12 protein-coding genes are annotated in these 11,229 nt (G+C 61.2%); 4 read left to right on the top strand and 8 right to left on the bottom strand.

Going from position 1 to position 11,229, the window contains the following annotated elements; genetic code table 11:
* Nucleotides 1-108 precede the first annotated feature (108 nt).
* Entirely contained in the window at nucleotides 109-528 is a 420-nt protein-coding gene (locus NW845_RS10815) for a hypothetical protein (RefSeq protein WP_414365832.1), read from the bottom strand.
* Nucleotides 529-696: 168 nt separating this feature from the next.
* Here NW845_RS10815 and NW845_RS10810 point away from each other — a divergent pair, with 168 nt between their 5' ends.
* Nucleotides 697-2,367 (top strand): hypothetical protein, encoded by a 1,671-nt coding sequence (locus tag NW845_RS10810; protein ID WP_414378508.1) that lies wholly within the window; start codon nucleotides 697-699, stop codon nucleotides 2,365-2,367.
* Here the strand turns inward: NW845_RS10810 and NW845_RS10805 are convergent.
* The 4 genes from NW845_RS10805 to NW845_RS10790 form a co-directional block, all read right to left on the bottom strand.
* A complete protein-coding gene (locus NW845_RS10805; RefSeq protein ID WP_414378507.1) occupies nucleotides 2,322-3,527 on the bottom strand; it encodes a glycosyltransferase in 1,206 nt (401 codons plus the stop codon). The genes NW845_RS10810 and NW845_RS10805 overlap by 46 nt on opposite strands.
* Nucleotides 3,528-3,529: 2 nt before the next feature.
* Nucleotides 3,530-3,943: a PH domain-containing protein gene (locus tag NW845_RS10800; RefSeq protein ID WP_414365829.1), complete on the bottom strand. Its 414-nt coding sequence runs from the start codon at nucleotides 3,941-3,943 to the stop codon at nucleotides 3,530-3,532.
* Nucleotides 3,944-4,022: 79 nt separating this feature from the next.
* Nucleotides 4,023-4,529, bottom strand: coding sequence for a hypothetical protein (locus NW845_RS10795; RefSeq protein WP_414365828.1), 507 nt, complete (start codon nucleotides 4,527-4,529; stop codon nucleotides 4,023-4,025).
* Between the two features lie 22 nt (nucleotides 4,530-4,551).
* A complete protein-coding gene (locus NW845_RS10790) occupies nucleotides 4,552-5,436 on the bottom strand; it encodes an ion transporter (protein ID WP_414365827.1) in 885 nt (294 codons plus the stop codon).
* 140 nt (nucleotides 5,437-5,576) lie between these two features.
* Here NW845_RS10790 and NW845_RS10785 point away from each other — a divergent pair, with 140 nt between their 5' ends.
* Complete coding sequence (locus NW845_RS10785; RefSeq protein WP_414378505.1) at nucleotides 5,577-6,170, top strand: Maf family protein; 594 nt, start codon at nucleotides 5,577-5,579, stop codon at nucleotides 6,168-6,170.
* Nucleotides 6,171-6,343: 173 nt separating this feature from the next.
* On the opposite strand, the gene gatB is transcribed toward NW845_RS10785, so the two are convergent.
* From gatB to NW845_RS10770, 3 genes are all read right to left on the bottom strand, one after another.
* Nucleotides 6,344-7,816: an Asp-tRNA(Asn)/Glu-tRNA(Gln) amidotransferase subunit GatB gene (gatB, locus tag NW845_RS10780; RefSeq protein ID WP_414378503.1), complete on the bottom strand. Its 1,473-nt coding sequence runs from the start codon at nucleotides 7,814-7,816 to the stop codon at nucleotides 6,344-6,346.
* A gap of 66 nt (nucleotides 7,817-7,882) precedes the next feature.
* On the bottom strand, nucleotides 7,883-8,167 hold the full coding sequence (locus NW845_RS10775; protein WP_414378501.1) for an acylphosphatase: 285 nt from the start codon (nucleotides 8,165-8,167) through the stop codon (nucleotides 7,883-7,885).
* Nucleotides 8,164-8,358 carry a hypothetical protein gene (locus tag NW845_RS10770; RefSeq protein WP_414370483.1) on the bottom strand — a complete coding sequence of 65 codons (195 nt, stop codon included), beginning with the start codon at nucleotides 8,356-8,358 and terminating at the stop codon, nucleotides 8,164-8,166. Before NW845_RS10770 ends, NW845_RS10775 begins: the two co-directional genes overlap by 4 nt.
* Nucleotides 8,359-8,510: 152 nt before the next feature.
* On the opposite strand from NW845_RS10770, the gene NW845_RS10765 reads away from it, so the two are divergent.
* A complete protein-coding gene (locus NW845_RS10765; protein ID WP_414378499.1) occupies nucleotides 8,511-9,953 on the top strand; it encodes a gamma-aminobutyraldehyde dehydrogenase in 1,443 nt (480 codons plus the stop codon).
* A gap of 175 nt (nucleotides 9,954-10,128) precedes the next feature.
* On the top strand, nucleotides 10,129-11,220 hold the full coding sequence (locus NW845_RS10760) for an ATP-binding protein (protein WP_414378498.1): 1,092 nt from the start codon (nucleotides 10,129-10,131) through the stop codon (nucleotides 11,218-11,220).
* Nucleotides 11,221-11,229: the final 9 nt, after the last annotated feature.

Here is an 11,229-nt window from a genome sequence, read left to right as displayed (position 1 = left end):
TGAAGCGATATATCCAGAATCAGTCAGGAGGCGCTATCCCTCCCCACCCGGGTGGGGAATCCCGCGCCTTACGTTGAAAGACAACGCTAAGGTGCAACCAGGCCAGTCTCAGGGATCCCTCAACAGCACCGTCTCGGTCACAGCGGCACTTTGTCCCAACCGGTCGAAAACTCGCAAACTAAGCAGGTAGGAGCCGGGCACCAAGTTTGAAGGGGGGCGGATGCGGAAGCGAGTAGTGCAGGACACCTCGCCGGAGACACAGTTGACCTGGGCTGCTGACAGCGTCTGCACCTCGATCCCTGACCATGACACCTGAAACGCCAGCTCCGCCGGGATCCGACCCGGCACCGACACCGAGACCCCGACCTCCAAAAAGCCGCCCCGGCTGACGGCGGCAGGAATGTCGCTGCTGGTGATTAGCGGCGGCAAAGGGGTTCTGGCAGTGAGCGCGTCGGCACCACAACTGACCGAAGCTACACTCAGCAGGGCCAGCGCCAACTCCCAAAGTCTAGATCCCAGCTTGATCACAGGACTCCCGCCCCAAAACTAACTCCCCCAAGTATAGAGGATGGAGGTGACAGCTCTAGCGTCAGTTTTGCGGGAACTCAAAAACTCACACTATATGTGGTGTCGAGCTGGATATTTGCCCGGAGCATCTGCTAGAGTAAAGCCCATAACCTGTCGAGCAGCCGGGCTATGGAAGTGGAAGAGGAGCTAAAAGCCTTGCGGGCGCGTGTGCGCAACTTGGAGCGCTCCCTAGCAGAGTCAGAAGCACTGTCGTTGCAGCAGATTGAATGTACCCATCGCCTGGAACGGCAACTGCTTGAAGCGCAGGCCCAACTGCAGGAGCGGGAGCAAGCTTTGCAGGCTTGTCAAGAGGAGAAGGCGCGGCTGGAACAACGTCCTACCCTAGAAGCTTTTCAGCTCCAACAGCAACACATTGAAGAGTTACAAAATCTCCTCTGGGAAATGGAGCGCCGACCCACGCTGGAGCACTACCAGATCCTGCAGCAACAGTTGCAGACCAGCCAAGCAGAAATCGAAACCCTGAAGGCAGAACTGCAGCGGCGCGTTGATCCGGCCCGGTTCTATCAACTGCAGCAGGAGCTCTTGGAGCTGAAACAGCAGGCGAACCAGTTGGGGGAATATGCCGTCAAGTTGCCGCAGGTGCAGCTTTTGCAAGCCCAATTGCAGCTCCGCATCCAAGAGCTGGAGAAGGAAAAGGCACAGTTGCAGGCGCAAATCCAGGAGCTGGCCGGTCGGCCTTCTGCGCAGGAAATGGAAACCCTACGGACGGAGCTGGAAGCGGCCCACCGCCAGGCTGAGGCTGAGTGGCAGCGTCTCAAGGTGGATCTGGAAAGCGAAAAGGCACGCCTGCAAGCCGACTTGAATGCGGCACAGCAACGTCTTCGCGAATTGGAAGAACGCCCTTCGCACGAGCAATGGGCAAGCTTGCAAGCGGAGCTGAACCGCTTGCGCCAACAAGCCTCTTTTGCCAAGGCTGAGCGAGCCACCTTGCTGGCGGAGCTGCAGCAGAGCCAGCAGCGTCAGGCAGAACAGACCCAGCAAATTGCCAAACTGGAGGCGGAGCTACAGGCTCTGCGCCAAGAGCCAAAAGCCCAAGGGGATCCCAGCGGCGAGGCGGAGTCCCTGCAGGCGCAGCAGCTCCTTGCTCTAAAAGAGCAAGTGCAGGCTCTCACCCGTGAGCTCGACGCCTTACGGGCTGATCGGGATCAGCTTCTCCAAGAGCTGGCTCAGCGGCCCACCTTTGCCCAGTGGCAGGAAGTGCAGCAGCAGGTTCGGGAGCTGGCCCAGCGACCAACTCGGGAAAGCCTGGAAGAAGCCCAGCGGGCACGGGAGCTGGCGGAGGCCCATTATCTGGTTAGCCAAAAACAGCTCGAGAAGCTGCAGCAGCAGGTGGCGACTTTGAAAACCGAGTGTGTGCAGGCCCACGCCTATGCCCAAACTCAGGAAAAAGAGGTGGCTCTGTTGTTGCAACGCAACCAGGAGCTGGAGGAACAACTGGCCGCCCTGCGGCAGTCGTCTGCAGCTCCTCCCCAAGCAGTTGTCGAGCTCAGGTCTGGCCGCCCAGCTCAGGAACGGGTTCAGGCGGTGGCTGAAGGGCCTGCTCCCTCCCCACCCACCAGCCGACCCACAACTGGGAGAACGCCCGCTGGCGGGATCCCCCCCCTTACCCTCAAGGAGGAGCAGGATCACACAGAAAGGCTGCTGAAGCGCTCTGTTTTGGCCACGGGCTGCAGCGGCGGAGAAAGGGGGGAGCGCAGCCGCATCGAGTTGCCAACTTTTGTGCAGCGGCGGCTCTACTCAGCGCTCCATGCTCGCGGATCCAGCGGCTCTCCAGCTTGAAAACGGGGCCAGGCCCAGCGCAGCAGGGATCCCAGTTGGGCGTGAAACCGCTCCGGCCGAAATTGCAGAGCATGGGCACGAATCTGCTGCGGATCCCACTCCTGTCGCTCTGCCTGGCGCAGTCCTTCGACGAGGGCTTCCACACTGGCTTCGGGGATGAGGATCCCCGTTTGGCCGTGGCGGACGGTCTCGCAGGTACCGCCTCGGTTGAGGGCCACCACCGGTCGGCCACAGGCCTGGGCTTCCACTGCTACCAAGCCAAAGTCTTCCTCCCAGGGCAACAGCAGCAGCCGGCAGTTGGCCAGCAACTCCTGCAGACGGTCTTGGGGCTGGTGGGGCAAAAACTCCACTTGCGGCCCTGCCAGTTGCTTCAGTCGCGGCAGCTCCGGCCCTTCCCCCACCACTACCAAACGGCGGTTCAGTTGCTGGCAGGCAGCAATGGCGAGATCCACCCGCTTGTAGGGCACCAGCCGGCTTACCACCAGGTCGTAGTCGGCCTGGGGAGTGGCCACCGGCTCAAACCCCTGCAGCGGCACCGGCGGATAGATAACCACGGCCTCGCGGCGGTAGAGCTTGGCGAGGCGCCGGCGGATGTGCTGCGAGTTGGCAATCAATAGATCTGGCCGCTGGGCCGCCACAAAATCCCACTGGCGCAGGCGGTGCATTAGCCATCGGCTGAGGGCAGCAAGCGGGCGAATCCCTGTCAACCCCTCCCGCTCAAGATAGATCTCCCGGTTTTCCCAGAGGTAGCGGGGCGGGCTGTGGATGTAGCTTAGGTGGAGGGTGGAAGGCCCTGTCAGGATCCCTTTGGCAAAGGCATGGCTGCTGGAGATTACACAGTCATAGCCGGAAAAGTCGAAGCTCTCGTAGGCCAAAGGCATCCAGGGCAGGATGTACTTGAGGCGGGCATGGTAGTTGCGGCGCAGCACCCCCAGCCAGCGCGCCCAGCCCTGCAAAAACGAAGTGTGAATCGACAGCTTCTGCCAGCCCGGCGGCAAGGTGTGGGCCGAGAAAAGGCTGACATAGAGAGGAGCTTGCGGGGCAAAAGACACCAACTCCTGCAAAACCCTTTCCGATCCCCCCGGCCAGATGAGGTACTCATGCACCAACGCTAGGCGTTGTGGCCAAGCGGGATCCCAGCTTGGGGCAGGGTCGGGCATGGCTAGGATTCTGCAGGGCGGCGCTTCTGGCCGATGGGCCCGCTTACCTGCCGGGCTTTCTCGTCAAGGCGTTCGCTGATGTAAGCGTAGATCTCGCGGAAGCGGGGCACTGCCCTCATCTCTAGGCGGCTGCCGTCTTTGAGGGTAAGCACCATATCGCCCCACGTGCCCAGGCCCCGTGGCACCGTCACCACCCTGGCAATCTCTTTGTAAATGACATCAGAGCGCTCCTTCCCCCCCCAGCCGCCAATGACCGTGATGCGGCGGTTGGTAATCCGGTAGTGAACCCACAGCCTGCGCACCAGCGCCCCCACAAACAGAGGCAAGCCGACGAGGGTGAGGCCGAGGAAGGAGTTCAACACCAGATCGCCCGTGTGAGGGCCGCCCTCAAAAAAAACCTCTTCTTTGATAGCCATGCCCAGTCGAGTGTTAGCAGAGACAATGTCTAAAAACAATCTTAAACAGTTTCTTAGCCTTTCCCAACTGCCGGGGAAGCTAGCGGGAGAGGCGGGATCGGGTTTGCCGTTGAAGGGCTTGCGCTGAGCAATAGGTGGCCCAGATCAGGCGAACAAACAGGGCTATCACAACCAGCGCCACGGCTGCTGCCCCGATATTGCCCAGCCAGCCCCATCCCTCTAACCCGGTCAGGGCTACCAAGGCCCAAGAGGCAGGGTGCAGCATTCCCCCCAAAAGAAGAATCTGGGAAAACAGGTGCCCAGCCGTAAAGCGGGATCCCAACACCACCAGCGCCAGTCCGCCGCCGATGTTGATTAGCCCCATATTGCCCAAAAAGGCATAGCAGATGTGCCAGGCGTATTTCTGTTTGGGCACCTCTTGCCAGGAAAGGGGTTCCCTAGGGATCCCTGGCAAATCCTGCGGAGCGGGCAGCAGCGGCTGAACTTGGCTGAGGATGAGGCCCAGGACGATGGCTGCCAGCAGCATCACCACTCCCGCCTTTACATTGAGCTTGCCAGGGATGGCCAACTCAGGATGTGCCCACATTGCAGGTTCTCTGGATCCCGTCCTAGCCTATCCTGTCTTTGCCCCCAACCGGGAGATTGGCCAGCGGACTACTGGCTGGAGGGGCTTGGCTATCCGGGTAGAGCGGCGTGCCACAGCGCTTGCAAAATTGGGCATCCTCATCGTGCTGGGAGAGACCACAGCCTGGGCAGGCCCACTGAACTGAGTTGCCGCTTTTCACCAGTTGCTTGATGAGCTCCCCCACTTGCCAAGGGATCAGGGCCACGCCCGTCAAGATCATCAGCACCGTCAACAGCCGGCCCAGCTCAGAGGTGGGGGTGAGATCCCCAAACCCCACCGTGGTCATGGTGACAACAGAAAAGTAGAAAGCATCCAAAAAGGTGGCAAAAGCGGTGGGATTGGCCGGATGTTCCACCTGGTAGATAAGGCCAGAGTAGACAAAGACAATCGCAAAGAGAGTAAAAAGGATGCGCAACAAGATGCGGGTGTCAGCAGAGATTACCTGACCCAATAGGGTCTTGCCCTCCACCAGGCGCAGCAGCCGCAGGATGCGAAACCAGCGCAAGAGACGGATAAAGCGAATATCGGCCAGACCAGCAAAAAACGGCAAAATCGCCAGCAAGTCAATGAGCGAATAGAGGCTGAAGACGTAGCGCAGCTTCTGCGGAGCCGCTGCCCAACGCAGCAGGTACTCCACTACAAACAGGCCAAGGATCAGGCGATCCAGCCGCTCTAGGCTAAGGCGCACCTCCAAGGGCAGGGGGTAGGTTTCCGCCACAAAGAAGGTGGACGAGCAGAGAACCAGGGCTGCCACCAGTAAATTGACCCAGCGGCTTTCGGGAGTGTCTTCATCTCCCCAATACCGCTGGAGGAGGCCAGCAGGGACAAGCTTGGCTTGAGGGGAGGCCTGGGAGGGCAGGGTGGTCACAAACGGGATCCAGCTGGGAGAGATCGAGAGAGTTTCCTTTGAGCGACTATTGGGCGTACCTTGACTAGGGTAATGGAAACTGGTAAGTGGAGCGAACTTCGCTCCTGCAAACGTCTAGGCTTGAGTTGAGTATTGAATCGATGTTGCCTCCCATTGTCCTGGCTTCGCAATCTCCTGCCCGCCGCCAATTGTTAGAAGCTGCCCGGATCCCTTTCCGCGTTCAACCCAGCTACTTTGACGAAAGCCAAATCCAAAGCTCGGATCCGGTGGAGCTGGTGCAGAAGCTGGCCTCGGCCAAAGCCGAAGTGGTGGCGGCCCAACAACGGCAGCCCGTCTTGGTTATCGGGGCCGACTCGGTGCTCTACCTCAAGGGAGAAATCCTGGGCAAGCCGGCCAATGCTCTGGAAGCGGAACAGCGCCTGCGGCAAATGCGGGGCGAAGTGGGAGAGCTCTACACGGGCCATGCCTTGATTGACACGAAGCAGAACCGCCGCCTCGTCCACTATGCGGTTACGCGGGTGTTTTTTGCCAAGCCCAGCGACGAGGAGATCCGCGCCTACGTGGCCACCGGCGAGCCGCTCAATTGTGCGGGCTGCTTTGCCATCGACGGTCGGGGCAGCCTGTTCGTGGAGCGGATCGAGGGGTGTCCTGGCAACGTCATCGGGTTAAGTTTGCCCCTGCTGCGGCGCATGATCCAGGAGTTGGGCTACTCCCTCACCGAAGTCTGGAGTTAGCTAGGGGGGGTGGACAAGTCCCGCACTGCACTGGCAAAGCCAGGGCCGGGATCCAAACACCCCCGCGAAGAGGCGGTGAGCGCTGCTGGAGTCGAGGACACCTACGCGGTGGGGCAGCCTATGTCTGCTCGTGGAGGGACTGCAAGATCCCGTTGAAGCGGAAAAGTAGGAGGTCACCCGTCTAGATGCCGCTTGAGCAGCTCGTTGGCTAGCTTAGGATCCGCCCGCCCTTGGGTTTTTTTCATCAATTGCCCGACAAAGTAGCCAAAGAGCTTGGTTTTACCCCCGCGATACTGCTGCAGTTGCTCGGGGTTTTCTGCCAGCACCTCGGCAATCATCTGCTCCAAGAGGTGGCTATCGGAGATTTGGGTCAGGCCCTTGGCCTCCACCAAGGCGCGGGCAGAGCCACCTTTTTCCAACAGCTCCGGCAGGATTTCCTTGGCAATTTTGCTGGAAATGACGCCCTGCTCGATAAGGCTAATTAGCTCGGCCAGGGTTTCTGGTTTTAGGGCAATGTCGGGGTAGTCCAGCTTGTGGGTGTTGAGGTAGCTGGCGATGTCGCTCATCATCCAGTTGGCGGCTGCCTTCGGGTCAGCGCCAGCGGCAACCACGGCCTCAAAGTACTCGGCGGTGTTGCGTTCGTCGCTGAGGTAGCGGGAGTCGTACACCGAAAGGCCATATGCCTCCTGGTAGCGCCGCCGCTTCACGCCGGGCAATTCCGGCAGCTCCGCCTGCCAGCGGGCTTTTTGCGCCTCGGTAACGCGAATGGGCGGCAGATCCGGCTCGGGGAAATAGCGGTAGTCGCTGGATCCCTCTTTCTTGCGCATGCTGATGGTGCGCTGGCTGTTTTCTTCCCAAAGGCGGGTTTCCTGCACGATAGGCTCGCCTGCTTCCAAAGCCTTGACTTGGCGGTTGAACTCGTACTCAATGGCCCGCTGGATGGCGTTGAAGGAGTTCATGTTTTTGATTTCCACCTTCGTGCCGAAGGTTTGACTCCCCAGCGGACGCACCGAGATGTTGACATCGCAGCGCAGGGATCCCTCCTGCAGGTTGCCATCACACAGGCCGGCGTAGCGCAGGATGCGGCGCAGCTCCTGCACGTATTCTGCGGCTTCCTCGCCGCTGCGGATGTCTGGCTCGCTGACGATCTCGATGAGGGGGACTCCTGCCCGGTTGAAATCCACCAGGGAATAGCTGGATCCCGCAAGGCGATCGCTGCCGGCATGCACCAACTTGCCCGCATCTTCTTCGATGTGCAAACGAGTGATGCCAATGCGCTTGGTGCGGCCGTCGCTAAGCTGGATCTCAACCCAACCGTGGGTGGCAAGGGGCAGGTCGTACTGGGAGATTTGGTAGTTTTTGGGCAAGTCGGGGTAGAAGTACTGCTTGCGGTCAAACTTGCTGTAAGGGGCAATGGTGCAGTTGAGGGCCAAGCCAGCCTTGACTGCGTATTCCAGCACTTTCTCGTTGAGCACCGGCAGGGTGCCGGGCAGGCCCATGCAGATGGGATCTATCTGAGTGTTGGGGGGAGCGCCGAAGGCCGTCGCGCTGCTGGAGAAGATCTTGGAGCGGGTGCTGAGCTGGCAGTGCACCTCCAGCCCAATGACAGCTTCGTATTCCACTTTGGCAGGAGCAGCAACCGTCATGGCCAAAAGAGTAAAGGGCAGGTTTCCCCATTCTAGTGGGATGTCACCAGCTCCTGACCCGCTGCCTCAAACGGTGGGGCGGATCTCAAAGGTGGAGAGGCCCTCGGGTGGCTCGGAGCGGTGTTCGACGCCCTCCACCTGCGAGCCGGGGCTGCCCTGCTGACACCAGCGCAGCATTGCCTCCACCGCCGCCGGGGATCCCTCAAAAACGGCCTCGACACGGCCATCCCGCAAGTTGCGCACCCAGCCGTGGACACCGGTGCTGCGGGCCATGGCTTCCGTGTAAGCCCGAAACCCTACCCCCTGAACTCGCCCGCGTACCCAAACGTGAACGCGAACTGTGTCATTCATGTTGACAGGGATCCCTCCTCCGAGGTGCTGCGAGGTTCTGGAGCTGCTGGCGGCTCGGCTGGCTGGGCCGTAGTTTTCTCGGCCTGCTGCTCTAGGCGCTGCCAGAGAACGTGGACAAGGGTAACCAACGCCAGGATCCCCAACGAGATCCCGCAGGCGTACCCAATGGCTTGCCACAGCACAGGAGACATGCGCCAACCTCGCTTGTGCAGAAAGCTCCCTTCTGACCTTATCAGACAGAAATGGAAGAGAGGGGATCCCTCTCCCCGACAACACCCCCCAAGCTGGACAAGATTCGGCACAATGGGGAGAAGTGTTTCTAGCGAGCAGTTGAGAAGAGGCCATGGCCTACAAACTCTGGATCGACGGCCAATGGGTGGATAGTCAAGGGGGAGACCTGATGGTTATCGAGAACCCGGCCACGGGGGAGAAACTAGCGGAGGTGGTGGACGCCAGCCCCGCCGATGTGGATCGGGCAGTACAGGCTGCCCAAACCGCCTTTTCCGATGGCCGTTGGTCGAAGCTCACCCCCGCCGAGCGATCCCTGGCCCTCTGGAAACTGGCGGATTTGATCGAGGCGCAGGCTGCTGAACTGGCGCGCCTGGAGTCGGAAAACACCGGCAAGCCCTATGAGTTGGTGAGCTTGGGAGGGGATCTGCCTTTTGCGGTAGATAACCTGCGTTTCTTTGCCGCTGCCGCCCGCGACATCCATGGCTTCAGCGCCGGAGAATACGCCAAGGGTTACACCTCGCTATTTCGCAAGGAGCCGGTGGGGGTGTGCGCGCAAATTACCCCCTGGAACTACCCGCTGCTGATGGCCGTCTGGAAGATTGGCCCTGCCCTAGCCGCCGGCTGCACGGTAGTGCTCAAGCCCGCTCCCACCACTCCTCTAACCACCTTGAGGCTGGCGGAGCTCACTGCCGAGGCCGGGATCCCGCCGGGGGTGGTCAACATCGTTACCGGAGGCAATGCCACTGGCCAAGCCCTGGTGGAACACCCGCAAGTGCGCATGGTCAGCCTCACTGGCTCTACCGCCACTGGCAAGCAGGTGATGCGCACCGCCGCCAATACCCTGAAGCGGGTGCATTTGGAACTGGGGGGCAAGGCACCCTTCCTGGTTTTTGCAGATGCCGACGTGGAAAGCGTGGCCGCCAAGGCCGCCTTTGCCGCCACCTTCAACAGCGGCCAGGACTGCACGGCAGCTACCCGCGTCTATGTGCACGAGAGCAAGCTGGCGCAGATGCAAGAGGCCATTGTCGAGGCAATGCGCAAGGTGGTGGTGGGGCCTCCCTTTGAGGCGGGGGTGGAGATGGGGCCCCTGGTCTCGGCAGCCCAGCGAGAGCGGGTGATGGGATTTGTGGAGCGGGCCAAAGCCGAGGGAGCCAAGGTGCTGACCGGCGGGCGGATCCCTTCCCAACTAGACCGGGGCTACTACTACGAACCCACAGTGATTACCGATGTCGATCAAAAAGCGGAGATCGTGCAGAGTGAGGTTTTTGGGCCAGTTCTCACCCTCAGCTCGTTTCGCGAAGAAGCAGAAGCGCTACGCCTGGGCAATGACGTCCTATACGGGCTGGCGGCTTCTGTGTGGACTCAAGACATCGGACGAGCGATGAAGCTGGCCGCCGATCTGGAGGTGGGCACCGTCTGGATCAACGATCACCTCCCCATCGCCTCGGAGGCCCCCCACGGCGGCTTCAAGCAATCGGGATTTGGCAAAGATCTCTCGACAGAAGCGGTACGAGAGTATCAGATTACCAAGCATGTGATGATTGCAAGCCGCTGAAGTTTGACAAAACAGCAGCGGTTCAGCAGGGACATCCAGAAACCCTTCCCCATCTCATTCGCGTCAGCGGCGCGGAGCGCTTAGTACGGGGCTACCGAGCTATTCTTCTGTGTACAGCTCTCAATCTGCCCTGGATCTGGGAAGATCTCAAAAGATCGGCAAGATTTAACCGTCGATGACCCACCTCCCCAAGTCACCCCTGGGATCCGTAACCCTAGCCCCTCCCCGCACCTTCCCCCTTACCGCTGTCGTCGGACAGCAAACCGCCAAGCTAGCCCTATTGCTGGCGGCGGTGGATCCCAGCTTGGGAGGGGTGGTGCTGGTGGGGCCGCGCGGCACGGCCAAGTCGGTCTTGGCCCGAGGGATCCACGCCCTGCTACCTCCCATCGAGGTCATCGCCGGCTCCTATTGCAACGACGACCCGGCGCGGCCTGAGACCTGGTCGGACTGGGCCAAGGCCCGCTACCCGCAGGGGACGACACCCCCCACCCAACTGATAGCCCCTACCTTTGTCCAGATTCCCCTGGGGGTGACGGAGGATCGGCTGCTGGGATCCGTGGATGTGGAGGCCTCGGTGAAGCAGGGGGAAACGGTCTTCCAGCCAGGGCTCTTGGCTGCCGCCCACCGCGGTGTGCTCTATGTGGACGACATCCACCTCTTAGACGACGCCATCGTCAACCTGCTGCTGACGGTGGTGGGAGAGGGGGTAAACCGCCTGGAACGAGAAGGGCTGAGCCTGCAGCACCCCTGCCGGCCTCTCCTAGTGGCCACCTACAACCCCGAAGAGGGATCCCTGCGCCCCCACCTGCTGGATCGCCTAGCGCTGGTGGTGCCGGTGGGGCAGGAGCTGAGCTTGGAGGAGCGAGGGGAAATTGTCCAGCGGGCAACTCGATTTGTCGACGCCCCTGAGCCCTTTCTGGCCGAGCATCAGGCGGAAGTGGAGGAAATCCGCACCCGCATTCTCCTGGCGCGGGAGTGGCTGCCCCAGGTCAAGCCACGGCGGGAACAGATCCACTACCTGGTGCAGGAGGCCATCCGCGGCAATGTCCAAGGCCATCGAGGGGAGCAGTTTGCCCTGCGGGCGGCCCGTGCCCTGGCGGCGCTGGAGGGACGGGATCACCTCTTGGCCGAAGACCTGCAACAGGCGGTGCAACTGGTGCTGCTGCCCCGCGCCCGCTACAACCCCGCCCCGCGCCGGCGCACGCGCCCCCCACCCCCCGCCGGGGTGAATAGCAACGCCGCGGTCCGCCGCAGCGGGGGGGGCTGAGGGGGGGGG

It is taken from the genome of Synechococcus sp. H60.2 (assembly GCF_047462315.1).
Classification (GTDB): Bacteria; Cyanobacteriota; Cyanobacteriia; order Thermostichales; family Thermostichaceae; genus Thermostichus.
Note: the sequence above shows the minus strand (reverse complement) of the source record. Positions and strands in the feature narration are given on the sequence as shown.

Coding starts and splice junctions, on each gene's coding strand:
- NW845_RS10765 (WP_414378499.1), top strand. CDS start 8,511: ATGGCCTACAAACTCTGGATCGACGGCCAATGGGTGGATAGTCAAGGG.
- NW845_RS10795 (WP_414365828.1), bottom strand. CDS start 4,529: ATGTGGGCACATCCTGAGTTGGCCATCCCTGGCAAGCTCAATGTAAAG.
- NW845_RS10785 (WP_414378505.1), top strand. CDS start 5,577: ATGTTGCCTCCCATTGTCCTGGCTTCGCAATCTCCTGCCCGCCGCCAA.
- NW845_RS10775 (WP_414378501.1), bottom strand. CDS start 8,167: ATGAATGACACAGTTCGCGTTCACGTTTGGGTACGCGGGCGAGTTCAG.
- NW845_RS10805 (WP_414378507.1), bottom strand. CDS start 3,527: ATGCCCGACCCTGCCCCAAGCTGGGATCCCGCTTGGCCACAACGCCTA.
- NW845_RS10810 (WP_414378508.1), top strand. CDS start 697: ATGGAAGTGGAAGAGGAGCTAAAAGCCTTGCGGGCGCGTGTGCGCAAC.
- gatB (WP_414378503.1), bottom strand. CDS start 7,816: ATGACGGTTGCTGCTCCTGCCAAAGTGGAATACGAAGCTGTCATTGGG.
- NW845_RS10800 (WP_414365829.1), bottom strand. CDS start 3,943: ATGGCTATCAAAGAAGAGGTTTTTTTTGAGGGCGGCCCTCACACGGGC.
- NW845_RS10760 (WP_414378498.1), top strand. CDS start 10,129: ATGACCCACCTCCCCAAGTCACCCCTGGGATCCGTAACCCTAGCCCCT.
- NW845_RS10770 (WP_414370483.1), bottom strand. CDS start 8,358: ATGTCTCCTGTGCTGTGGCAAGCCATTGGGTACGCCTGCGGGATCTCG.